21 protein-coding genes are annotated in these 23834 nt (G+C 69.7%); 11 read left to right on the forward strand and 10 right to left on the reverse strand.

Annotated elements, in window-relative coordinates:
- Nucleotides 1-39: 39 nt before the first annotated feature.
- From AC1MFI_RS01090 to purH, 3 genes are all read right to left on the reverse strand, one after another.
- Nucleotides 40-1122 (reverse strand): hypothetical protein, encoded by a 1083-nt coding sequence (locus AC1MFI_RS01090; RefSeq protein WP_479818941.1) that lies wholly within the window; start codon nucleotides 1120-1122, stop codon nucleotides 40-42.
- A gap of 139 nt (nucleotides 1123-1261) precedes the next feature.
- Nucleotides 1262-3481, reverse strand: a complete 2220-nt coding sequence (locus AC1MFI_RS01095; RefSeq protein ID WP_479818943.1) for an NADP-dependent isocitrate dehydrogenase — start codon at nucleotides 3479-3481, stop codon at nucleotides 1262-1264.
- Between the two features lie 178 nt (nucleotides 3482-3659).
- Nucleotides 3660-5264, reverse strand: coding sequence for a bifunctional phosphoribosylaminoimidazolecarboxamide formyltransferase/IMP cyclohydrolase (gene purH / locus AC1MFI_RS01100; RefSeq protein WP_479818945.1), 1605 nt, complete (start codon nucleotides 5262-5264; stop codon nucleotides 3660-3662).
- A 235-nt stretch (nucleotides 5265-5499) separates the two neighbouring features.
- On the opposite strand from purH, the gene AC1MFI_RS01105 reads away from it, so the two are divergent.
- A complete protein-coding gene (locus AC1MFI_RS01105; protein ID WP_479818946.1) occupies nucleotides 5500-6852 on the forward strand; it encodes an MFS transporter in 1353 nt (450 codons plus the stop codon).
- Nucleotides 6853-6934: 82 nt separating this feature from the next.
- Here the strand turns inward: AC1MFI_RS01105 and AC1MFI_RS01110 are convergent, their stop codons facing one another.
- Nucleotides 6935-7537 (reverse strand): DUF6318 family protein, encoded by a 603-nt coding sequence (locus AC1MFI_RS01110; RefSeq protein WP_479818948.1) that lies wholly within the window; start codon nucleotides 7535-7537, stop codon nucleotides 6935-6937.
- 151 nt (nucleotides 7538-7688) lie between these two features.
- Between AC1MFI_RS01110 and AC1MFI_RS01115 the strand changes: the two genes are divergently transcribed.
- Complete coding sequence (locus AC1MFI_RS01115; protein ID WP_479818949.1) at nucleotides 7689-10406, forward strand: alpha-amylase family glycosyl hydrolase; 2718 nt, start codon at nucleotides 7689-7691, stop codon at nucleotides 10404-10406.
- 96 nt (nucleotides 10407-10502) lie between these two features.
- Here the strand turns inward: AC1MFI_RS01115 and AC1MFI_RS01120 are convergent, their stop codons facing one another.
- Both AC1MFI_RS01120 and purN read right to left on the reverse strand, forming a co-directional pair.
- Entirely contained in the window at nucleotides 10503-11519 is a 1017-nt protein-coding gene (locus tag AC1MFI_RS01120; protein ID WP_479818951.1) for a magnesium and cobalt transport protein CorA, read from the reverse strand.
- A gap of 1 nt (nucleotide 11520) precedes the next feature.
- The gene (gene purN, locus AC1MFI_RS01125) at nucleotides 11521-12105 is read right to left on the reverse strand and encodes a phosphoribosylglycinamide formyltransferase (RefSeq protein WP_479818953.1); all 585 of its coding nucleotides are present in this window, start codon (nucleotides 12103-12105) and stop codon (nucleotides 11521-11523) included.
- A gap of 55 nt (nucleotides 12106-12160) precedes the next feature.
- Between purN and AC1MFI_RS01130 the strand changes: the two genes are divergently transcribed.
- Nucleotides 12161-12601 carry a hypothetical protein gene (locus tag AC1MFI_RS01130; RefSeq protein ID WP_479818955.1) on the forward strand — a complete coding sequence of 147 codons (441 nt, stop codon included), beginning with the start codon at nucleotides 12161-12163 and terminating at the stop codon, nucleotides 12599-12601.
- Between the two features lie 20 nt (nucleotides 12602-12621).
- Here AC1MFI_RS01130 and AC1MFI_RS01135 read toward each other — a convergent pair whose 3' ends face one another.
- Complete coding sequence (locus tag AC1MFI_RS01135; protein WP_479818957.1) at nucleotides 12622-13902, reverse strand: cell division protein PerM; 1281 nt, start codon at nucleotides 13900-13902, stop codon at nucleotides 12622-12624.
- A gap of 80 nt (nucleotides 13903-13982) precedes the next feature.
- Nucleotides 13983-14735, reverse strand: a complete 753-nt coding sequence (locus tag AC1MFI_RS01140) for a TSUP family transporter (protein WP_479818959.1) — start codon at nucleotides 14733-14735, stop codon at nucleotides 13983-13985.
- A gap of 81 nt (nucleotides 14736-14816) precedes the next feature.
- Here AC1MFI_RS01140 and AC1MFI_RS01145 point away from each other — a divergent pair, with 81 nt between their 5' ends.
- From AC1MFI_RS01145 to AC1MFI_RS01165, 5 genes are all read left to right on the forward strand, one after another.
- Entirely contained in the window at nucleotides 14817-15452 is a 636-nt protein-coding gene (locus tag AC1MFI_RS01145; RefSeq protein ID WP_479818961.1) for a DUF1684 domain-containing protein, read from the forward strand.
- 87 nt (nucleotides 15453-15539) lie between these two features.
- Nucleotides 15540-16319, forward strand: a complete 780-nt coding sequence (locus tag AC1MFI_RS01150) for a potassium channel family protein (protein ID WP_479818963.1) — start codon at nucleotides 15540-15542, stop codon at nucleotides 16317-16319.
- Nucleotides 16320-16403: 84 nt separating this feature from the next.
- A complete protein-coding gene (locus AC1MFI_RS01155) occupies nucleotides 16404-17567 on the forward strand; it encodes a glycosyltransferase family 4 protein (protein WP_479818964.1) in 1164 nt (387 codons plus the stop codon).
- 93 nt (nucleotides 17568-17660) lie between these two features.
- A complete protein-coding gene (locus AC1MFI_RS01160; RefSeq protein WP_479818966.1) occupies nucleotides 17661-19292 on the forward strand; it encodes a stealth family protein in 1632 nt (543 codons plus the stop codon).
- 42 nt (nucleotides 19293-19334) lie between these two features.
- The gene (locus AC1MFI_RS01165) at nucleotides 19335-20135 is read left to right on the forward strand and encodes an MSMEG_6728 family protein (RefSeq protein WP_479818968.1); all 801 of its coding nucleotides are present in this window, start codon (nucleotides 19335-19337) and stop codon (nucleotides 20133-20135) included.
- Between the two features lie 42 nt (nucleotides 20136-20177).
- Here the strand turns inward: AC1MFI_RS01165 and AC1MFI_RS01170 are convergent, their stop codons facing one another.
- Nucleotides 20178-21056: a phosphodiesterase gene (locus AC1MFI_RS01170; protein WP_479818969.1), complete on the reverse strand. Its 879-nt coding sequence runs from the start codon at nucleotides 21054-21056 to the stop codon at nucleotides 20178-20180.
- A gap of 292 nt (nucleotides 21057-21348) precedes the next feature.
- Between AC1MFI_RS01170 and AC1MFI_RS01175 the strand changes: the two genes are divergently transcribed.
- Entirely contained in the window at nucleotides 21349-21759 is a 411-nt protein-coding gene (locus AC1MFI_RS01175) for a hypothetical protein (RefSeq protein WP_479818971.1), read from the forward strand.
- Nucleotides 21760-21837: 78 nt separating this feature from the next.
- A complete protein-coding gene (locus tag AC1MFI_RS01180; RefSeq protein ID WP_479818973.1) occupies nucleotides 21838-22593 on the forward strand; it encodes an SOS response-associated peptidase in 756 nt (251 codons plus the stop codon).
- On the opposite strand, the gene AC1MFI_RS01185 is transcribed toward AC1MFI_RS01180, so the two are convergent.
- Complete coding sequence (locus AC1MFI_RS01185) at nucleotides 22590-22859, reverse strand: hypothetical protein (protein ID WP_479818975.1); 270 nt, start codon at nucleotides 22857-22859, stop codon at nucleotides 22590-22592. The two genes, AC1MFI_RS01180 and AC1MFI_RS01185, sit on opposite strands and share 4 nt — an antisense overlap.
- Nucleotides 22860-23049: 190 nt before the next feature.
- Here AC1MFI_RS01185 and AC1MFI_RS01190 point away from each other — a divergent pair, with 190 nt between their 5' ends.
- A complete protein-coding gene (locus tag AC1MFI_RS01190; RefSeq protein ID WP_479818977.1) occupies nucleotides 23050-23793 on the forward strand; it encodes an MBL fold metallo-hydrolase in 744 nt (247 codons plus the stop codon).
- Nucleotides 23794-23834 lie beyond the last annotated feature (41 nt).

Genomic DNA, 23834 nt, shown 5'->3' on the forward strand with positions numbered 1-23834 from the left:
TGAGCCGTCAGCCGCGCAAGAAGCGCGGCGAGGCCACCACTAATCAGGAGATGAACCGGGATCGAAGCTCGGGCTCGACGGTAGGACAGACCCAGCGGAGTGCCGATCGACGCCGGTGAAGAGCAGGAAGATCAGGAAGGCCGCGCCGCAGAGGGCAGCGATGGGTGCTGCGGACCCCGCACCCGTCATGGATGACAGGACGCCGGCCGAGGACAGCGGGACCACGGGCGAGCCCGGGATCTCCTGCGCGGCCTGTGCCGCTCCGGCCAGCACTGGAAGGACGGCGGCATCGAAGATCGCGGCCGGAACAGCGGCACCGAAGAGAACTTCCGTGGGCAGGGATGCCCGCAGCACGCCGACGCGGTCCGCAGTGACAGCCGTGCCTGCGCTGTCTGCTGCGGCGGGGCCGCTCAAGGTTCCTGGCTCAGCCGGGAGAGCGTCGATGTCGGCGCCTGATACGTCCGAAGACGCTGACGGCGACGCCGAGGTAGGGATGGAGGGCGACTGCTCAGGAAGAATCTTCCTCATCGGAGCTGGACCGTGCACAACCGGAGTCGGCGAGGCAACCTCAGGAACCGGCACGACGACGTCGACGACAGGATCGATGACGTCCACCACGGGCGCCACCACGTTCATGACGGGCGGTACAACACCGCCGACCACACCGTCCACGGTACCCACGACAGGAGCGGTGACCCCTGTCATCGTTCCAGCGGGTATCACCGACTGGACGATGGGAACCTCTGCGACCACTCCGTCGACCAGACGGGTGACCGGCATGAGGACGGTCCCCGCGGGCTCGGAGGTGAGTTGGGGCACCAGTGCTGCGACGTCAGGCAGCACGGGGAGGTTCTGCGGGAGTGGCTGCGAGCCCGTGGAGGCCGGCAGGACACGAGCAGAAGCTTCCTGCAGCGGGGCCGTCAGTGCCGACAGTGCGCTTGTGGCAGGTGCTGTGGCCGACTCGACTGCGCCGGTGACCGAGCCGAGGAGCCCGGAATCGGCTGGCATCTCGGCAGCGGAGGCACCCGAGACGCCGATAGCCATCCACCCGAGGGCGCCGGCTCCTGCCAAGAGCGAAAGGCGCACGGTGGAGAGGAGAGACCGACGCTGCTGCGTCTTCATCACACTTCCACCCCCCGGCTGAGACCTGAGGAAACCATAGACCGGCACGTCTCACGCTGTAAACAGTTTCTGCTTAAATACATCAGCCGATGCGCCGCGGGAGCGGTGCATCGGCTGATGGATCAGGTGCGGAAAGCTACTACGCGAGGATCGCGAGGACCTCCGACAGCTTCGCCGACGGACGCATCACCTCAGTGACCTTGGTGACGTCGGGGTGGTAGTAGCCCCCGATATCGACGGGCGAGCCCTGAACGGCGAGCAGCTCGGACACGATGGTGTCCTCGTTGCCCGTCAGCGCCTCGGCCACGCGTGCGAAGCTCTCGGCCAGCTCGCTGTCCTGCTCCTGCTTGGCCAGCTCTTCCGCCCAGTAACGGGCGAGGAAGTAGTGGCTGCCGCGATTGTCGATCTCGCCCACGCGACGGCTGGGCGACTTGTTCTCGAGCAGGAAGGTGCCGGTCGCCCGGTCGAGGGTGTCGGCGAGGATCTGCGCGCGCGCATTACCGGTCGACGTCGCCAGGTGCTCGAAGCTCACGGCGAGAGCGAGGAACTCTCCGAGGCTGTCCCAGCGGAGGTGGTTCTCCTTCACGAGCTGCTGCACGTGCTTGGGAGCGGACCCACCGGCGCCGGTCTCGAAGAGCCCGCCGCCGTTCATCAGCGGAACCACCGAGAGCATCTTGGCGCTGGTACCGAGTTCGAGGATGGGGAACAGGTCGGTCAGGTAGTCACGCAGCACGTTGCCCGTCACCGAGATGGTGTCCTCACCCTTGCGGATCCGCTCGAGAGTGAAGGCGGTGGCGTCGACGGGCGTCATGATCTCCAGCGTGACGTCGTCGGTCCCGTGCTCCGTCAGGTACTCGGTGACCTTGGCGATGAGGTTGGCGTCGTGGGCACGGCCCCGGTCCAGCCAGAAGACAGCCGGAGTGGCAGAGGCACGTGCGCGGGTCACGGCGAGCTTCACCCAGTCTCGGATGGCGGCGTCCTTGGTCTGGCAGGCGCGCCAGATGTCGCCCGGTTCGACGTCGTGCTCGATCAGCACGGTGCCCTCCGCATCGATGACCTGCACCGTGCCGGCTGCCGGGATCTCGAAGGTCTTGTCGTGGCTGCCGTACTCCTCGGCGGCCTGGGCCATGAGGCCAACGTTCGGGACGGTACCCATGGTGGTCGGGTCGAAGGCGCCGTGGGCGCGGCAGTCGTCCAGGACGACCTGGTAGATACCCGCGTAGCTGCTGTCGGGAATGACCGCCAGCGTGTCCGCTTCCTTGCCGTCCGGTCCCCACATGTGGCCGGACGAGCGGATCATGGCCGGCATCGATGCGTCGACGATGACGTCGCTCGGCACGTGCAGGTTGGTGATGCCCTTGTCGGAATCGACCATGGCGATGGCGGGGCCGTCCTCCATGCCCTTCGAGATGGCCTGCTGCACGCTTTCGCGCACGTCCTCGGGGAGCTTGTCGAGGCCACCGAGAATCGATGCCAGGCCGTTGTTCGGGCTCAGGCCGGCAGCCGTCAGCTGCTCACCGTACGTCTCGAAGAGCTCGGGAAGGAAGGCACGGACCACGTGGCCGAAGATGATGGGGTCGGAGACCTTCATCATGGTCGCCTTGAGGTGGGCCGAGAACAGCACGCCCTCTGCCTTGGCGCGGGCGACCTGCGCCTTGAGGAAGCTGTTGAGCGCGTCGGCCCGCATCACCGTCCCGTCGACGACCTCGCCGGCCAGGACGGGGAAGGCACCCTTGAGCTCGGTCACCGTGCCGTCGGCGGCGACGTGCTGGATCGAGATGGTGCCGTCCGCGGGCAGAACGACCGACTGCTCGTTGGAGCGGAAATCGTCGCTCGTCATGTGTGCGACGTTCGTCTTCGACTCGGGAGTCCACGCGCCCATGCTGTGCGGGTTCTGGCGCGCGTAGTTCTTCACCGACGCGGGAGCGCGACGGTCCGAGTTGCCCTCGCGGAGGACGGGGTTCACGGCGCTGCCCTTGACCTTGTCGTAGCGGGCGCGGATGTCCTTCTCCTCGTCCGTGGAGGGGTGATCGGGGTAGTCCGGGAGAGCGTAGCCCTGGGACTGGAGCTCCGCGATGGCCGCCTTGAGCTGCGGGATGGACGCGCTGATGTTGGGCAGCTTGATGATGTTGGCTTCCGGCGTCTTCGCCAGTGCGCCGAGTTCGGCGAGCGCATCCGCTTGTCGCTGGTCCTCGGTGAGGTGGTCACCGAAGAGCGCGATGATGCGCCCCGAGAGCGAGATGTCGCGGGTCTCCACCTCGACGCCGGCCGTGGACGCGAACGCCTCGATGATCGGCAGGAACGAATAGGTGGCCAGCATCGGCGCTTCGTCGGTGTGGGTGTAGATGATCTTGGCCATGGGTTGGCTCTCCCTGGTGCTCTTGCGTTGTGCGGTCGGGTTGGGGGTTGCCCATCGGCTCTAACTTACCGACGTCTCCGGGCTGCGCCTAACGGCGGGCAGGCGGGGAACGACGGCGTGGACGGGCGGGTTCCGCAGGTAGCCGGAGCTCAGGGGCACCGGCGACCTGCGGGAATCGTCAGTGGAAGAAGTGCCGCGCTCCGGTCAGGTACAGGGTCACGCCGGCGGCATTCGCCGCGTCGATCACTTCCTGGTCGCGCACCGATCCGCCCGGCTGGACGACGGCGCGGACACCGGCGTCGAGCAGGATCTGCAGTCCGTCGGCGAAGGGGAAGAAGGCGTCGGACGCCGCGACGGAGCCACGCGCGCGCTCGGTCCCGGCGAGGGTGTTCGCCCGCTCGACGGCGAGCCGGCACGAGTCCACGCGATTGACCTGCCCCATGCCCACGCCGACCGACGCGCCGTCGCGCGCCAGCAGGATCGCGTTGGACTTCGCAGCGCGGCACGCCTTCCAGGCGAAGCTCAGGTCCGCGAGGGTGGCGTCGTCGGCCGCCTCGCCGGCGGCGAGGGTCCAGCCGGCCGGGTCGTCGCCGTCGGCGTCGAGGGCATCGGCAACCTGCATGAGGACGCCTCCGGAGACCTGGCGGAACTCCACCGGGTTCCGGCCGTAGCCCTCCGGCAGGGTCAGCAGCCGGATGTTCTTCTTCTGCGAGAGGATCTCCACGGCTTCCTCGGAGAACGAGGGGGCGATCACGACCTCCGTGAAGATGTCCCTGACGGTCCGGGCCATCCCGGCGGTGACCTCACGGTTCGCGGCGATCACCCCACCGAACGCGGAGACCGGATCACACGCGTGCGCCTTGGCATGGGCGTCGGCAATAGGATCGTCAGCGTCCGCCGAGCCGACGGCGACACCGCACGGGTTGGCGTGCTTGATGATCGCGACGGCGGGCTCGGCGAAGTCGAAGGCCGCGCGGAGGGCTGCGTCCGCGTCGACGAAGTTGTTGTAGCTCATGGCCTTGCCGTGGAGCTGGTCCGCCTGGGCGATGCCCGGCGTCGCACCCTTCTCCACGTAGAGCGCGGCCTGCTGGTGGGGGTTCTCGCCGTAGCGGAGCACCTCCGAACGCTCGAGGGCCAGGCCCGCGTAGCCGGGCCAGGTGAACCCGTCGTCGTCCGTCTCGAACTGCTCCGCCGTCCAGGATGCGACGGCGGTGTCATAGGCGGCCGTGTGCGCGAAGGCGAGCGCAGCTAGCCGACGTCGTGCCCTGAGGTCGAAGCCGCCTTCGGCGGCGGCGGTGACCACGTCACCGTAGCGGGCGGGGTCGACGACGACGGCGACCGACGGGTGGTTCTTGGCCGCTGAGCGGACCATGGCGGGGCCGCCGATGTCGATCTGCTCCACGACGTCGTCGGGCTCCGCGCCCGAGCGCACCGTCTCGACGAACGGGTAGAGGTTCACGACGACGAGGTCGAACGCCTCGATGTCCAGTTCCGCGAGCTGGTCGACGTGCTCCTGGCGGCGGCGGTCGGCGAGGATGCCCGCGTGGACCTTGGGGTGCAGTGTCTTGACTCGTCCGTCGAGGGTCTCCTGGAAGCCCGTCACCTCGGACACCTCCATGACCGGGACACCTGCGGCGGCGATCCGCTGCGCGGTGGAGCCGGTGGAGACGATCGAGACGCCGGCGCGGTGGAGGCCCTGCGCCAGATCCTCCAGGCCTGTCTTGTCGAACACCGAGATGAGTGCTCGACGGATGGGGACACGGTCGAGGTGGGTCAGGCTCACGCAGATCTCCGTCAGTAACGTCGTTTGGGGGTCGCCCCAAGTCTATAGGTGCGGCCCTGCATGGTCCGTGGGTCATGGCCTCGCCCGCATGGACAGTCCAACGGCAAGAGGACAGGAGAGCCCGGGGATCCGGCCCTGCCTGTTGCGTCTGTCCTCTCGGGCGACGGACGAGCGGCGAGGGAGGCGAACACCTGACGTACAGTTCTCGCAGTACCCGCCCCTCCACGAAGGCATCATGAACGTCAACACTCAGCTCCCCACCGGCGACCAGGTGGTGCAGGACCTCCCGTGGCGCTGGAAGGTCCAGGGGAAGATCTTCCTCATCGGCGGCCTCGGCTTCATGTTCGACGCCTGGGACGTGACCCTCAACGCGTACCTGATCCCCCTGCTGATCGGGGACTGGGGGCTCGTCCCCGGCCAGGCGGCGTGGATCGCGACGTCGAACCTGATCGGCATGGCCGTCGGCGCCTTCGCCTGGGGGTCCGTCGCGGACATCATCGGGCGCAAGAGGGCCTTCACCCTCACCCTGCTCGTCTTCTCCGTCTTCACCGTGCTCGGGGCGTTCTCCCCCGACATCGTCTGGTTCTGTATCTTCCGCTTCCTGGCCGGCTTCGGCCTCGGCGGCTGCATCCCCGTGGACTACGCGCTCGTCGGCGAGTTCACACCGCGGCGTCAGCGCGGACGCGTCCTCACCGCGATGGACGCCTGGTGGCCCGTCGGTGCGTTCCTCTGCGGCGTGGTGACGACCGCGGTGGTCGCGCAGTTCGGCGACTGGCGCTACGCGATGCTCGTCATGGTGCTTCCCGCGCTCCTCGTGTTCTGGGTGCGCCGCGGCGTTCCCGAGTCGCCTCTCTACCTCGTCCAGCGCGGCCGGCGCGAGGAGGCCCGGGCCGTCATCGAGGACCTCGTCGCCCGTACCGGAGGCAAACAGCAGCCGTGGCGCCTGCCCGACCCCGAGGAGACGCCGCGGCTCTCGCTGGGCAGCATCTCGGGTCAGCTGACCGGGCTGTGGCGCTACAACTGGCGCATCACCCTCACGGCCTGGAGCCTCTTCCTGACCATCCTCCTCGTCTACTACGGGGCGCTGACCTGGATGCCGCGCATCCTCATCAGTTCCGGCTACGCGCAGTCGGTCGCGTTCATCACGACCACGTTCATGACGGGCGTCGGATTCCTCGGAGTTCTCGCCGCGGCGCTCCTCGTCGAACGTGTAGGCCGTAAGTGGCTCCTCGCCATCACGGGACCGGGTTCCGCCGCGCTCCTCGTGGCCTTCGCCCTGACCCTCGACCTGCCGGCCGTCGCGACGGCCTGGCTGCTGGGCTTCGGCTTCGTGGTGCAGGTGGCCATCCCGGTGCTGTACACGTACGTCTCGGAGCTGTACCCGACGGAGCTCAGGGGCAGCGGCTTCGGCTGGGCGTCGACGATCTCGAGGATCGGCGCGGGCCTCGTGCCGCTGATCTTCGGCACGCTCCTGTGGCCCTACCTCGGGCTGCCGCTCACCTTCGCGCTCATCGGGGGCCTCGTGGTCCTCGCCGTCGTGTTCATGGCGTTCAACGCCCCCGAGACGCGGAGCGTCACGCTGCGCTGACCGGGGCAGGACCGCGAAGGGGTGCCCCCGCGACCGCGGTGGCACCCCTTCGTCATCTGCTGGAACCGGCCGACTGCCGGAACTACGCCTCGGGCAGCTCCGCGTCGGGGGTCTCCTCGACCGAGGTCACCTTCCATGCGCCGTCGGAGTAGCGGATGGTCGCACTGTAGATGGTGCCCTCGGGCGTGAACGGGCGCTGCTCCGTGATGGAACCGTCCTCGGCGAACTCGGTGTAGGCATCGGGGTTGACGGGGATGAGAGCGGCGACGTCCGTGCCCTCCGTTACCTGCTCCTCCGGCGTGACGACGTAGACGTTCTCCGCCTTCGGCTGGCCGCCGAGTACCCAGCCCCCGTCGTCGTACACGTCCTGCAGCCGCTCCGCCTCGGCCTGCTCGCCCGCGGCACCGTCGATGAGCTCCAGCATCGCGGAGGCATCGCCGGTCTGCAGCACGTACGCCTTCTGGTCGAAGTAGTAGTAGAGGAACGCGCGGGCTCCCCCGGGCGTCGACTCCCCGACGAGGTCGTTGCTCGCCGGCCGCTCGATGTTCGCTGCGGCGGCTGAGGAGCTCGCGGGCGAGGGCCTGGTGTCGGCCGGGGTAGCCGGCGTGGCCTCCGGGGTGCCGGCACAGGCGGTGAGTGCCAGCAGGGTGAGTGCGGCGGTGGCCGCGAGGCGGGGGAAGATCATGGGTCCCTCTGGTGATCGGCGAATGAGGTAGTGGCCCGAGGCCACCACTAGCCTAGCGTCCCCCGAAATAGTTTTCGCTTAATTTGCGCCCGAGGATTGACTCTCCCGTGTGAGCTGGGACACGCTGTTCCCTGACCCCGAAGGAGACCCTGTGAAACCTCGCCACGCCACCGTCGTCGTGCTGACCGCCCTTGTTGCCGGTTCCGTCGCCGCCCCGCCCGCCTTCTCCGCCCCGCAGAACCCCGGAGACTCCTCCGCGGCCTCGGCCCAGCACTCGCTGCGCGCCGCCGTCACGGACGAGAACTTCTACTTCGTGATGGCAGACCGCTTCAAGAACGGCAGCACCGCCAACGACGACGGCGGGCTCGGCCCCGACCCGTCGGTGTCCGGCTTCGATCCCACCCGCAAGGGCTACTACAACGGCGGCGACCTCAAGGGCCTGCTGCAGGAACTCGACTACATCCAGGGCATGGGCACCACGTCCATCTGGCTCACCCCGAGCTTCAAGAACCGCGCCGTGCAGCCGGAGGACGGCTCGGCCGGCTACCACGGCTACTGGATCACCGACTTCACCCAGATCGATCCGCACCTCGGCACGAACGAGGACCTGAAGGCCCTCATCGATGCGGCCCACGCGCGTGGCATGAAGGTGTACTTCGACATCATCACCAACCACACGGCCGACGTCATCGGCTATGACGCCGGGGAACGTGCACCCTATGTCTCGAAGGACGAGGAGCCGTACCGCGACGCCGACGGCAACGCGTTCGACGACCGCGACTACGCGGGCACCGGGACCTTCCCCGCACTCGACGCGCGGACGTCGTTCCCCTACGTGCCCGTGGTGCCCGAGGCCGACAGGAACCTCAAGGTCCCCGAGTGGCTGAACGACCCGACGCTCTACCACAACCGCGGCGACACGACCTTCGCCGGTGAGGACTCCTTCTACGGCGACTTCTTCGGCCTGGACGACCTCTCCACCGAGCACCCCCGGGTGGTGGACGGCATGATCGACATCTACAAGACGTGGATCGCGGACTTCGGCGTGGACGGCTTCCGGATCGACACCATGAAGCACGTCAACGACGAGTTCTGGCAGGCCTTCGGGCCCGAGGTCCTCTCCTACGCCCAGGAGCAGGGCAAGGACGAATTCTTCATGTTCGGCGAGGTCTTCGACACCACGAAGTCCTTCACCTCGCAGTTCACGACGCGCAACCGGATGCAGTCCGTGCTCGATTTCCCGTTCCAGGCCGCGGCGCGTGGATACGCGTCGCAGGGAACGCCGGCGACGGACCTGGAGGCCTTCTTCGCGGGCGACGACTGGTACACGGATGCGGACTCGAACGCCTACAGCCTCCCGACGTTCCTCGGGAACCACGACATGGGCCGGATCGGCAGCTTCATCGCCTCGGACAATCCGGGCGCCCCCGAGGACGAACTGCTGGCCCGGGACACCCTCGCGCACGAACTCATGTACTTCTCGCGCGGCAACCCCGTGATCTACTACGGTGACGAGCAGGGCTTCACCGGCCCCGGCGGCGACCAGGACGCGCGGCAGACGATGTTCGCGAGCCAGGTGCCCGAGTACCTCGACGACGACCTGCTCGGCACGGCCGCGACGCACGCCACGGACAACTTCGACGCCGCGCACCCGCTCTACCAGGGCATCGCGGCACTGGCGCAGGTCACGGCCGAGCACCCGGCCCTGCGGAACGGCGCCCACCAGCACCGGTACGCCTCCGACGGCCCGGGCATCTACGCGTTCTCCCGCACCGACGCCGAGGACCAGCGCGAGTACGTGGTGGCGCTGAACAACAGCACCGAGCCGCAGACGGCTGCCATCCCCACCTACGCCGCCAAGCGAAGCTTCGGACTGGTCTACGGGGACGCACCGGAGCGAGCGAGATCGGCCGCCGACGGCACCCTGAGCATCACGGTCCCCGCACTGTCCGCCGTGGTGTACGAGCTGGCGGGGAAGATCCCGAACTCCAAGGCCGCGCCGGCCATCAGCCTGCAGCAGCCGGCGCCGGCCGCCGAGGACAACGGCCGTGTGAAGGTGGCCGCCGACGTCGCCGGCTCCTCGTTCTACGAGGTCACCTTCGAGTCCCGCACGCCGGGCTCGCCCTGGACGAGCATCGGCACGGACGACAACGCGCCGTACAGCGTCTACCACGACACGAGCGCCCTGTCCGCAGGATCGGCCGTCGAGTACCGCGCGGTCGTCCTCGACAACGCCCGCCACACGCGGACCTCGACGCCGGCGTCCGCCACCGTGCCGCAGCCGCGGCTGACGATGGGCCTTCCCGCCGAGGGCACCCAGGTGCAGGGCGAGGTCGAGGTCACGGCCACCGCGAGCCCGGAGAATTCCGGGCACGCCGTGACCCTCGAGCGCAGCATCGCCGGCGGGGCATGGACGGCCGTCGGCACCGACGATTCGTCGCCGACCTACACGGCCGTCGACGATCTCGCGGCCCTCAACCTCGCCGAGGGCACCCAGGTGCAGTACCGCGCCCTGCTCGGCACGTCGGTGAGCGACATCAGGACCGTGACGGTCGGCTCGGTCGTCGAGCAGCCCGGCACGGTGGCCGTGGCCGGCAGCCTCGACTCCGAGCTGGGCTGCGGCGGGGACTGGGATCCGGCGTGCGACCAGGCGCAGATGACCTTCGACGCCGCGTCGCAGACCTGGATCCTCCAGGTCGCCGACCTGCCCGCCGGCAGCTATGAGTACAAGGCGGCCCTCAACCGGAGCTGGACCGAGAACTACGGTGCCGGCGGCGGCCGCGACGGCAGCAACATCGTGCTCGAGCACGCGGGCGGACCGGTGACCTTCGTGTACGACCACCGGACGCACGTCATCACCACGCGCTAGCCGCACTGCCCAGGGACGACGGCCGGGATCCTCGGATCCTGGCCGTCGTCGTGTCCGGGTGCCAGCGCCGTGGTGGCGGAACGGCCCCGGTGGGTGCTACAGCCAGTCGTTGCGCTTGAAGGCCCAGTACAGGCCGCTTCCCATGCCGGCCATGAGGACCAGGGCGAACGGATAGCCCAGCGTCCAGTGCAGCTCGGGCATCACGTCGAAGTTCATGCCGTAGACGGACGCGATCAGGGTGGGCGCGAAGAGGATCGCGGCCCACGAGGAGATGCGTTTGACTTCCTCGCCCTGCCGCAGCGACGTCTCCGTCAGCCGCGTCATCTCCTCGTTCTGCCGTTGCGCCACGAGCGTGGACTGGACGGTCAGGGCGTTCTGCAGCAGCGCCCGGAAGGTGTTCACGCGTTCGACGACGCGGATCACGTGGTCCTGGACGTCACGCAGGTTGCGCCCGAGCTCGGAGTCGATCTGGTACTTGTCGGATCCGCGCAGCAGGGCATCCATCATGGTCTGCAGGGGTTGCGTGGCGCGCTGGAACTCGATGACCTCGCGGTGCAGTTCGTAGATCCGGCGCGAGACATCCGGTGCGCCCCCGAACAGCTCGTCCTCGATCTCGTCGACGTCGTTCTCGAGACCCCTCACCACGGGTTCGTACTCGTCGACCACCTGGTCGAGCAGGGCGTAGAGGACGGCCTGCGGCCCGGCGCCGAGCAGTGCCGGGTCCTCCTCGAGCCTGCGGCGCACGATGCCGAGGTCCGGTGACTCCGCGTGCCTGATGGTCACGACGAAGTCGTGCCCTACGAAGAGGTGCAGTTCCCCGAACTCCACCTTCTCCTCGACGTCGAGGTAGCGCGCCGGGCGCAGCACCAGGAAGAGGGTGTCCCCGTAGCGCTCGAGCTTCGCGCGCTGGTGTCCGTTCGTGGCGTCCTCGACGGCGAGGGGGTGCAGGCCGAACTCGGCCTCGACCGCGTGGATCTCCTCGCGCTGCGGACGGTACAGGCCGATCCAGCCCATGCCGCCGCTCTCACGCATGATCTCGAAGGTCTGGTCGAGGGTCTCGGGGTTGATGCGCTTCGTCCCGCCGACATACACGGCGTTGGCGACCACCGGCACCTCAGGCCCCGCCCGCGGTGGCACCGCCGGCTGCGAGCCCGGCGAGGGTCTCGATCAGCAGCCTGCGCTCCTCGACCTTGATGCGCTCGTGCAGGGTGTCCTCCGTGTCGTCGGGCAGGACGGCGACGGGGGTCTGGGCAAGGATGGGGCCCGTGTCCACGCCGGCGTCGGCGATCATCACGGTGCAGCCCGTCACCTTCACGCCGTAGGCCAGGGCATCGCGGACGCCGTGGGCGCCGGGGAAGCTCGGCAGGAGGGCCGGATGAGTGTTGAGGTAGCGGTTCGGGAACCTGTCCAGGAAGTGCTGGTCGACGATCCGCATGAAGCCCGAGGAGACGACGTAATCCGGCTCGTGCTCGGCGACGGCCTCGGTGAGCGCGCGGTTCCAGTCCGCGCGGTCCGCGTACTGCCGGAAGTCGACCTCGAAGGTCGCGATCCCCGCATCGGCGGCACGCCGGACGCCGCCGGTACCGGTCCGATCCGCTCCGACGGCGGCGATGGTCACGGGCAGGCTGCCGTCGGCGACGGCGTCGATCACGGACTGGAGGTTCGATCCGGTTCCGGAGACGAGGACTACGATGCGCATGGCTCAACCTTAGGTCGCTGCTCGCCTAGGGTTGAACCATGGCGAGGGAGGAACGATGACGCAGCAGGGCACCGGACAGGGCCGGCGGGGTAGTACCGGGTCCGGGCAGAAGGGCCCCGACGACGCACGGTCCGCGCAGGCTGCGTCCGCGGGTCTGTGGCTGCGCCTGTTCCTCGCGGCACTGCTCGGCGGCGTCCTGACGAGCGGCCTGGTGCTCCCCTGGAAGGTCCTCGCGCTCGTGTTGTCGGTCCTCGCACTGGCGACCGGCGTGGTCGCGCTCGTCAAGGCGATCAGCGCGAAACTCCCCCGGCTCGTTGTACTCGCGACGGCCCTCGGCCTCGCGGCAGCCCTCTTCCTCGCGGCGGGCACCGGAGCGTCGGTGCTCCTCTGGCCCGTCACGCAGAACTACGAGGACTGCATGTCCCGCGCCCTGACTCTGCAGGCACAGAAGGAGTGCGAGGAAGGCCTACGGAACCTCGAGGGCTTCGGCCGGTAGTCCCGGCCGGGCGGAGAGGCTCAGCGGCGCCTGGGCTCCCGCTCGAGCAGCGGCCCGACGGCGTGGCCGAGGACGGCTCCGACCGCGACTTCGGCGGCGAGCCAGAGGCCGACAGCCAGCGGATCGGGCCCGAGGTCGGTGAAGCGTCCGAGGCCGAGGGAGGCACGGGAGGCGAGGGCGACGACGGCGCCGCACAGGCCCGCGGTGATGCCGATGAGGCCGGCGAGCGCCAGGGTCGAGGCCGCCGAGGTCAGCCAGCGCCGGCTGCTGTGGAGGACGAGCCACTCGTCGAAGTGGTTCTCCCCCTCCCGGAAGAACCACCAGCCCGCGAGAAGCCCGGCGAGGACGGGGATGGCCAGCGCAGCGTAGCCGTACTCGAGCGTGCCTGCCGGCAGTGCTCCGAGGATGGGCAGGGCGGGCAGCGGACCCACGGTACTGGCGAGCGGCGTGAGGGAGCTCCCCGTGCCGAGCGCGAATCCCGCTCCTGTGGACCAGGACATGGTCCAGAGGGCGAGGTTGGGCAGGAGCCCGAGCTGCACGAGGGTCACCACGGTGGCGCCGGCGATCCCGCCGTCGATCCGCTCGTAGATCGCGGCGATCCCGGCCCAGTTGAGCCCTATCGCGACCGCGAGCAACGCAGCCGACAGGCCGGCGGCGACCAACACCGCGAGGAAGCCCGAGCGGAGGATCGACCACATGTAGGACCCCGCCCAGCGGGAGTGCTGGCTGGTACGGCCCACCCACGCGGCGAAGTCGACGCCGACCAGTCGACTCCACGCCCCCGCTTCGCGGTAGGCGCCGGTGATCAGGCCGATCCCGGCGGAAACCGGCGGGATCAGGGCCCCCGCGACGAGGGACGCCGAGGCGTCCGGGGTCGCGGACACGTAGGCCACGCCCGCACCGATCGCCGCGTAGGTGAGCAGGGCCCCGAGGAGCGCCTGCCACAACTGGTCCGTGTAGGAGGCCCGCGCGAGCCGCCGTCCGGCGCGCCAGGCCAGGAGCAACGGCACGAGGACCAGGCCGAGCGGTATCACGTGCATCAGTCCCGACACGGCATCCGCTCCGGCTACTCCCGCCGGGAACCGGAGGACGAGCGGGACCCCGTGCATCACCAGCCATCCCTGGCCGGCCAGGCGGGCCGCCGACTCGGGTGAGCGGTCCGCGAATCCGCCGGTGAGCCAGACCGCGGCGATCGGGAGGACCACGAGCAGCGCCGAGATCACGGCGGCCTGGCCGAGTTCGAGGACCCCCTGCAGCCACAGGGGCATGGGAAGGGCACGGGGTTTGGTGGGGAGTCTCATCCCTTCCATGGTGCCATCGGCAGGGGCCGCGGACACCGAGCGACGCGGGGCGGACAGCGCTTGCGGCGGGGTGTCGCCGGTCACCCCAGCAGGTCCACGAGACCCTTGACGACGGCGAAGGCCGCGCCCACGAACGCGATCACGACCACGAACAGCCGCGCCTGGTGGTCGCGGACGAAGCGCCCGAGCTTCTCGCCGGCGACGATCCCACCCACGATGGCCAGCCCGATCGCGACCCACATCCACGGCGCCAGGACCGGGGCCTGCGACGGGTCGAGCAGCAGCTTCGCGACCAGCGTGACGCTCCCGATGCAGACGAAGAAGGGCTGCAGCGTCGCCGCGAACGGGCGCTGCGGCCACCGGGAGAGGACGGCGTAGGCGCTCACGGCCGGGCCGCCGACCCCGGCCATCGAGTTGGTGAGGCCAGCCGTGAAGCCCGCAACGACCTTCGGCGCGTTCCCGCGCAGGACGACGTCCGAGCGCTGGAGCACCAGGGAGATGGTCAGGGCGAGGAGGACGACGGCGCCGACGGTCACCGACAGCGGCGCGGACGGGATGGCCACCGCGAGGAACGACCCCGGGATGGACCCCAACAGGGAGGGGAACACCAGCCAGCGGAACATGCTCCAGTCGATGTCCTTCCAGACCCTGCCGACGATGATCGTGGAGGAGACGACCCCGCAGATGTTGACGAGCAGCACTCCTGCGTGGGGCCCGAGGATGATCACCAGGAACGGCGCGATCAGCAGGGCGAACCCGAGCCCGGCGATGCGCTGCGCGACCGCCCCGACGAGGACGGAGGCCAGCACGATGCAGAAGATGCCGAGGGTCACCCCGCTACAGTACGCCGGGGCAACCGCTTCCTTCCCTTCCTCCCGGCCTCATGACGGGCTTACCGGCGGTAGCCTGACACGATGACCGCTCTTACCACTGCACTGGCCACCGCCGACTGGCGACGGCGTGTGTTCGGCCTGTACGACGACGTGCGCGCGCGGGCGGTGTCCGAGTCGCCGGAGGCGGCCCATGCGCTGTGGCGGACGGGCCGTGACGGGTTGTTCCGCGACCATCCGGCGTCCGCACTCGACGACCGCGCGAGGGCGGCCTTCGCCGGGCTCGCCGTGGCGCCCTACGATCCGGCGTTCCGTTTCGAGGCACTCGTGGACGACGACGGCGCGGGCGAGGTGATGGATGTCGCGACCGGCACGGACGGCGTCGTACCCTTCCGCCGCCTCGGCACGGTCCTGCTGCCGGGGCTGGGGAAACTTGCGCTCTGGAAGCTCGCGTCCTACGGCGGCGGGCTCTTCCTGCCGCTGCACGACGGCACGGCGGGGAAGCCCGGCGGCACCTACGGGGGCGGACGCTACGTCCTGGACACCATCAAGGGCGCGCACCTCGGCGAGGGGCGCCCCGCGGGCAGCCTCGTGGTCGACCTGAACTTCGCCTACAACCCCTCCTGCGCCTACGACGAGGAGTGGGCCTGTCCCCTCCCCGGTCCGGGCAACCGGCTGCAGGACGGGGTGCCGGTCGGGGAGCTCTACCGGCAGTACTGACTGCACGGACGCGTGCCACTCCGTAGGCTTGAGGATTCCGGCGCGGAGGCGCCCTATCGAGGAGCACCGCGAGATGAGCAGAGTCCGATGACGCAGGGTCCGATGACGCAGGGTCCGATGACCCAGGGCCGGTGGCGGCGACGCACGGAGGTGCCCCTGATCATCGCCGCGGTGATGTACCTCGTGGCGTACTCCATCCAGGTCACGGCGGATCCCCCGCCCTCCGTCGGCCGTGCCCTCGAAGGCGTCATCTGGGCCACCTGGGCCCTGTTCCTCGTGGACTACGTGGCGAACCTCGTGCTCGCCGACGCTCCGGGCCGGTGGTTCGTCCGCCACCTCCACGAGATCGTCATCCTCCTGCTCCCCATGCTGCGGCCCCTCCGCCTCCTGCGGCTCCTTCCCCTGCTGCGCGTGCTCAACCGCTCGGGCGGGGACGCCCTGCGCGGGCACATCGTCCTCTACGTCGTCTCGGCCATGACGGTCCTGGGATACGCCGGTGCGCTCGCGGTGCTCGACGTCGAACAGGATGCTCCCGGCGCGACCATCCTCACGCTGCCCGACGCCCTCTGGTGGGCGCTCACGACGGTCACGTCCGTGGGCTACGGCGACTACTACCCGGTCACGGGCGCAGGACGCCTCGTCGCGGCCGGTCTCATGATCGGCGGCATCGGCGTCCTCAGCGCGGTCACCGCAGCCTTCGCCTCCTGGCTCGTGGAGAACGTGGCGACGACGCGCGCGGCGGAGGCGAGGACGGCTGAATCGGATGCGCAGGTCCAGGACCAGCTCAGGAGCGTCGGCCTGCAGATCGACACCCTCACCCGGCAGCTCACCCACGGCTCGCACCAGGGACGCACCGACCGGGAGTAGCGCTCCGCCGGATTTCGCCGAACGTTCACCCGGCCTCCATCCCGCGGTGGCCGCCCCTCCGCCCGGGCCGACGAGGGTTGGAGCGTGAGGATCGCCGTTGTCGCAGAATCGTTCCTGCCCCACATGAACGGGGTCACGCACTCGCTGCTGAAGGTGCTCGCCCACCTGCGCGGCCGCGGTGACGAGGTCCTGGTGATCGCGCCGTCGTCGTCCTGGCTCGACGACGAGGCGCCTGCCTCGGTGGAGGGCTATGCCGTCCACTCGCTGCCCTCCGTCCCCCTGTCGGGCTACGCGAACGTACGCCTCGCCGCGGGCACCGTGGCCCGGGTGCGCCGCGTCCTCGCCGAGTTCGGGCCCGACGTCGTCCACGTCGCCTCACCCTTCGTCCTCGGCTGGCGTGCCGTGCAGGCGTGCGAGCAGCTCGGCATCCCCACGGTCTCCGTCTACCAGACCGAGGTCCCGGCCTACGCCGCGCGCTACGGGTTCCCCTGGCTCGAGTCCCTCCTGTGGCAGCGCGTCGAGAACATCCACGACGCCTCGACCCTGACCCTCGTGCCGTCCTCCTTCGCGCAGGAACAGCTGCGGTCCCGCGGGGTGCAGCGGCTCAACCTGTGGCGGCGGGGCGTCGACACCGACCGGTTCTCCCCCGCGCGGTACGACGCCGCGTGGCGTGCGACCGTCGCCGCGCCGCACGAGCGCATCATCGGCTACGTGGGACGGCTCGCGCCGGAGAAGCAGGTCGAGGATCTCGCCGTCCTGGACGCCATGCCCGGGACGCGGCTGGTCGTCATCGGTTCCGGCCCCCAGAAGGAGGCCCTTCGTGCACGGCTGCCGGGCGCCCACTTCGCGGGCTTCCGGAGCGGCCTCGACCTCGCACGCATGGTCGCGACCTTCGACCTCTTCGTCCACCCCGGAGAGTCCGAGACCTTCTGCCAGACCATCCAGGAGGCCATGGCGTCCGGCGTCCCTGTCGTCGCCGTGGGCAGGGGCGGGCCCCTCGACCTCGTGGACCCGTCACGCACGGGGTGGACCTACGAACCGGGTGACCTGCAGGGCCTGCGATCCGCCGTCGCCGACCTGCTCGGTGACGACGCGAAGCGCCGCGCCTTCGGCCGGGCGGCCCACGCCTCGGTACAGGGGCGCACCTGGCCCGTGCTCTGCGAACAGCTCGTCACCTACTACGAGAAGGCCATCGCCGTGCAGCTGAGACGGGCCGCGGTGGCGGACCGGGTGCGCAGGGTGTCGTAGCAACCTCTGATCGTCCGGCCGGGACTCTGGACTCCTCCGGTCCGAAGCGGTATGGTGCTCGCTCGCATCCGGGATACCCCCGCAGGCCCTATCATGGGGAACAAACCCACCTACTCTCCGGAGGTTCCGATTACAGACACGGCTGCCCAACACGACATTTATTTCGGTGCACCCGAACCGGAGAATGAAGCCGAGATCCTGGAATCGGCGTCTCGCGCAGCGGTGGCCCGTTTCGACGGCCGCTCGGACATCACCACGATCAAGCGCCGCTTCACGCTGATCAACCAGGACCGCACCCCACACCAGGCGATGGTCGAGGACCTGCTGTTCATCCGCGCAGCCCTCGACAGGGCCGGGGTCGAGTTCCTCCTCGTCCGCGGGAACGACCAGCGCCCCGTCATCGCCGTCGACCTGAACGACCGCGAGAAGCTCCGCGCCGCACTGGTCGACGCCTGCCGGGACGAGCCGTTCTACTCGCGCACGGTGGACACGAAGCGCCGCACCACGCTCCTGGTCAGCGACGGCGAGCTCTCCAAGAGCAGGAAGGCCCGGATCTTCCGGCTCTTCCGCCCGCGCATCGAACCCCTCGGGGGCCTTGCCTACGGCCCTTCCGCAGGAGTGCAGATCGAGCTGTGGGCGCTCGGCGAGACGGCCATCGAGCTGCCCGTCGAGAATTCCCTGACGCGGCGCACCCTGCCGGGCGCCGAGGTGGTGCGCGGCGAGGTGGAACGCCACGGCCTGGTCTGGCCCACGATCGACAACATGTTCGCGGACCATGCCACGGACATCGATTTCGACATCGACCTCGTCTTCTCCTGGGTGGACGGCAGCAGCCCCGAGTACCGGGCAGCCCGAGCGGCCCGCATGCAGGGCGTGGTGGTCGGCGAGGGCGACGACCACGAAGCGCGCTTCCGGCAGATCGACGAGCTGAAGTACGCCCTGCGCTCCGTCTACATGTTCGCGCCCTGGATCCGCCGCATCTTCATCGCCACGGACTCGGACCGCCCCGCCTGGCTCGCCGACCACCCGTCGGTGACGCTGGTGAGGTCGGAGGAGCACTTCAAGGACCCCTCCGTGCTGCCGACGCACAACTCGCAGGCCGTCGAGGCCCAGCTCCAGCACATCCCGGGTCTCTCCGAGTACTTCCTCTACTCCAACGACGACATGTTCTTCGGGCGCCCTGTCGCCCCGGACATGTTCTTCTCCCCGGGTGGCGTCACCAAGTTCATCGAGGCGGACACGCGGATTGGGCTCGGCGAGAACGACACCGAGCGCAGCGGGTTCGAGAACGCCGCGCGCGTGAACCGGCGGCTCCTGCACGAGCGCTTCGGCCGCATCACCACCCGGCACCTCGAGCACACCGCCGCTCCCCTGCGCAAGAGCGTGCTGCTCGAGATGGAGGCGGAATTCGCCGCGGAGTTCGAGGCCACGGCCGCTTCCCGCTTCCGCGCCAAGGACAACATCTCCGTCACCAACTCGCTCTACCACTACTACGCCCTGCTGACCGGCAGGGCCGTGACGCAGGAGATGGCACGCGTCAAGTACGTCGACACCACGATGCGCTCCGGGCTGAAGAGCCTGAGCAAGATGCTCGACAAGCGCAGCCAGGACTTCTTCTGCCTCAATGACGGCAGCTTCCCGGAAGTCCCGGCCGAGGAACGGGCCTACCTGGTGACGGACTTCCTGGAGAAGTACTTCCCGGTCAAGGCGCCCTGGGAGATCTAGGAGGCCCGGCAGGGCGTCACCGCTGCGTGCGAGACTGGCGGCATGCAGACCTTCCTGCCCTATCCGGACTTCGCCGCGAGCGCACGAGCGCTGGACCAGGCGAGGCTCGGGAAGCAGCGCGTCGAGACGCTGCAGGCGCTTCGCGCCCTCGTGATCCCGGATTACGGCTGGCGGCAGCACCCCGCCATCCGCATGTGGATGGGGTACGTGCCGGCCCTGACGGTGTACGGACTGGCGATGGTCGCGGAGTGGGTGTCCCGCGGCCACGCTGATTCGACGCACCGCCAGATCCTCGAGTTCGCACCCCACGTCCTGGAGGATCCGGTCGTGCCGATGCCGCCCTGGCTCGGCGAGCAGGCCTTCCACCTGAGCCATCAGTCCAACCTGGTCCAGAAGGCCCCGGAGATCTACCGGAGCCGGTTCCCCGGTGTGCCCGAGGACCTGCCGTACTACTGGCCCGAGCCCGAGGAGGTGCGGATCCCCGATGAGCCGGAGGGCCGGCGGCTGTGGGTGTGGCGGGCGGCCTCCCATCCTCCGGAGGGTCAGGCGACGCTGCTCATGCCGCCCGAGCCACCCGGCGGGCGGGCCGCACCGAAGTGGGAACGCCAGCTGCACAGGTTCGAGGAATCGATCGAGGACGGCGATGCCGTGGCGATCGCCGACCCCGACGGCGAACACTTCCGGACGGGGCGCGTGGGGCGCGTGCTGATGCACGAGGACGGGCTGCTGCGCCCGGCGCACCTGCACGGCTGGCTGGAGCGCTCGGACTTCGATCCGCCGGCCCTGCTGCAGGATCCGCGGACCCTCTTCAGCGTGCGGCTCCCCGAGGCGCTGGACGCCTGACGGCCCACACCTCCTGGACGGCCCTGGCAGGGCGGGCTCCGGTCAGGCCGACACCGCAGCGAGCCGCCGGGCGCGGGAGCCCTCGGCGATGGTCACACCGTGGGCCTCGAGCCTGCGCCGGGTCTCCTCGCGCGGGACCACCTCGCCCACGGACTCGTGCCGGCCGGCCGGCACCACGGAGTGGACGATCGTCTCCTCGTAGACGTGCACGAGGTTGTAGGACTGCGCACCGTCCCGTCCGCGGCTGCCGCCGCCGTCGAACAGCAGGTCCTGGGTGTAGCACGTGGCACTCGCCACCGAGACGGGGACGCCGGCGAACATCGCCGTCGTCGAGTAGTGGAGGTGCCCGGCGAGAATGGTACGCACGTCCGAGCCGCGGACGACATCGGCGAGCGAGCGCTGGTCGCGCAGCTCCACGAGCACCGCGAGATCCTGCACGCTCGGCACGGGCGGGTGATGCAGGGCCAGGATGGTCCCGTGGGGGGCCGGCACCTCGAGTTCGGCGGCGAGCCAGCGGAGCTGCCGGCTCGTGAACTCGCCGTGGTGGTGGCCGGGAACGGTCGAGTCCATGGTGATGATCCGCAGTCCGTCGACGAAATGGACGGCATCCACCGGAGCCTCCGGCTGCCCCGCGCCCGCCGCCTCGTCGAGGAGGCCCACCCGGAAGGCCGCGCGGTCGTCGTGGTTGCCCATGGCCCAGATGACGTCCGCCCCCAGCCGGGCCGCCGCCGGGTCGACGACGGCCCGGAGTTTCGCGTAGGCGCCGGGCTCCCCCTTGTCCGCGAGGTCGCCGGTGAACACGATCGCCTGCGGCCTGGCGCCGGACGCCTCGAGGTCGTCGAACACCTCCCGCAGCCGTTGCTCGCTGTCCACGGCCCCGTACAGGGGGCCGTCCCCCGCGACGAGGTGCGTGTCGCTCATGTGCAGGAGGAAGTGCTGGGGCCGAGGGTGTTCTGCTGTCCGGGGGACCATGAAACCTACTCCGATAGCCGATGGGTCTTCGCTAGCCTGCCTGCCATACAAGCAGAGGTGAGCGGTGAACTCCGTGAACTCCCCACGGCAGGTCGAAAAACTTTGGCGGAACACCGTGCGCAATCCGGGCAGGACGTGATCTGCAAGGAGCCCCAGCGGACGTGCGGCAGGGCTGGCGGGGCGGCACCACGGGCCGTAGGCTCACACACGAACCACCATCCCCGCAGCGAAAGGCACCATCATGGGATTCCGCCCCACCCACATTCCCCTCCGCCTCACGACGGGCGCCTTCATCCTGAACTCCGGCCTCGGGAAGACGAACCTGGACGAGGGGTCCGCAGGGTACCTGCAGTCCATGGCGTCCAAGGCCTTCCCCCAGCTCAGCCAGCTCGAGGCGCAGCAGTTCGGCAAGGCCCTCGCCGCGGCGGAGATCACCCTCGGCTCGGCACTGCTCGCTCCCTTCATCCCGAGCAGGCTGGCAGGCCTCGGCCTCCTGGCGTTGTCGGCGGGCATGATGACGATGTACCTGAGGACGCCCGAGCTCACGCAGGAGGACGGCATCCGCCCCACGCAGGACGGCACGTCCGTGGCGAAGGACATCTGGATGGTGGGCATCGCACTGTCCCTGATCCTCGACCGCAAGAAGAAGTAGCCCACGAAGCACCTCCGTGGCCCCGTCGTCGGCGGGGCCACGGTGCTTTTCCCGCAGAGGACACAGGAGACCCGGGCCATGTGCGGACGTTTCGTCATCGCAGGCAGCAAGGCGGACCTCATCGACGCCTTCGAGGTGGACGAGGCGGTCGTGGACGAGGTGGAGCCGTCCTGGAACGTGGCACCCACCGACACCGTGCAGATCGTCGTCGAGCGGCTCGACCCGGAGACGGGCGAACTGACGCGCCGGCTCGAACCGGCGCGCTGGGGCCTCATCCCGTCCTGGTCGAAGTCGGCCTCCGTCGGTGCCCGGATGATCAACGCACGCAGCGAGACGGTGCTGGAGAAACCCTCGTTCCGAAGCGCAGCACTCAAGCGCCGCGGGATCGTCCCGGCCGACGGGTACTACGAGTGGCGCAGGAACGCCGACGGTTCGAAGACGCCCGTCTACCTCCATGGCGCCGACGGAGCCCCCCTGGGATTCGCGGGGCTTTACGAGTTCTGGCGGGACCCCGCGACGGTCTCCGAGGAACACCCGCAGGGGTCCTGGGTGGTGAGCTGCACCATCATCACGCGCCCTGCCAGCGACGCCCTCGGGGAGATCCATGACCGCACCCCGGTGATCGTCCCGCCCGCGCTGCGCGGCGACTGGCTCGATCCGCGCAACGACTCGCGTCCGGCCGTCCAGGAACTCCTCGACGCGATCCCGGACCCGCACCTCGTGCCCCGCGTCGTCGGGAACCGCGTCGGCTCGGTGCGGAACAACGGCCCCGACCTGATCGATCCCCTCCCGGGGGACGACACCGCGGACGGCGAGCAGCAGACCCTCCTCTAGCCGCGTGGCCGCTCCGTGCCGCTGTACGGAGCGCGGGGAGCAGGCGGCAGGTCCGCGATGTACTCGTTCACGGCGAGCGCCAGCATGTCCCTTTCGAAGGGAGGGAGCAGGAGCGAGCTGTAGAGGTAGGCGTCGATCTCCTCCTCGCCGGCGTTCCCGCCGATGCTGAAGTACCGGAGCCAGAGCTCGTAGGTGGACAGGCTCGTCGAGCGGAACGCAGCGCACGTCCGGCGCTGCTGCTCGTGCTCCCCCATGCCCGTGGTCATCCCCGTACCCTCCTGGCCCCCGGACGGGCCCGCGCGGCCGCAGCCGAACCGTCGTCGTGCCTTCTCCGGTCGGTTCTCAACGTAGCGAGGGGCGCCGGATATGGGAACCCCGCACCGGTGCCGCTTCTTCGCTTGTTGCCGGGAGCCGGCGTGCCTAGGGTCGGAGTCAGGCCGTAAGCGAAGGAGACGCATGATCAGGACGGACATCGCCCCGGGGATCCACTACCTCGAGCATGCCAGGACGAACGTCTACCTCGTGGAGGACGACGACGGCGTGCTCCTGGTGGACACCGGCCTGCCCCGCTCGAAAGGCCTCCTTGTGGAAGCTCTCGACCGGATCGGCCGTCCGGTGCAGGACGTCCGGGCGATCGTCCTGACCCACGGGCACTTCGACCATGTCGGGACGGCGGACCACCTGCGGTCGCGCTACGGCATCCCCGTGTACTGCCATCCCGACGACGCCCACATCGCCGCACACCCCTACAGCTACCAGCGGGAGCGCTCGCCGTTCCTCTACCCGCTGAGGTACCCGCGGGCCGTCCCGGGCCTGCTCCGCATGACCGCGGCGGGAGCCGTCACGGTCAAGGGGATTCGCGATACCCTGCCCCTCACCCCCGAGGCAGCGGCGGCGCTCCCGGGCTCGCCGCTCGTGGTCCCGACGCCGGGCCACACCAAGGGCCACTGTGCCCTGCACTTCCCGGACCGGGACTCGGTCATCAGCGGGGACGCCCTCGTGACCCTCGACCCGTACACAGGCCACCCCGGTCCGCAGGTCGTGGCAAGGGCCGCCACGGCCGACACCGCAGCGGCGCTGCGGTCTCTCGAGGCCCTGCGCTCGACCGCGGCGGGGACGGTCCTGCCAGGACACGGCTTCCCGTGGCTGGCCGGGGTGGAGTCCGCGGTGTCACAGGCGCTCGAGGTCGGTGGCCACTAGGGACGGCCCTGCGACGCCGTCGCGCGCCACGGTGAGGCGAT

This window comes from Arthrobacter sp. BC5 (assembly GCF_056680255.1).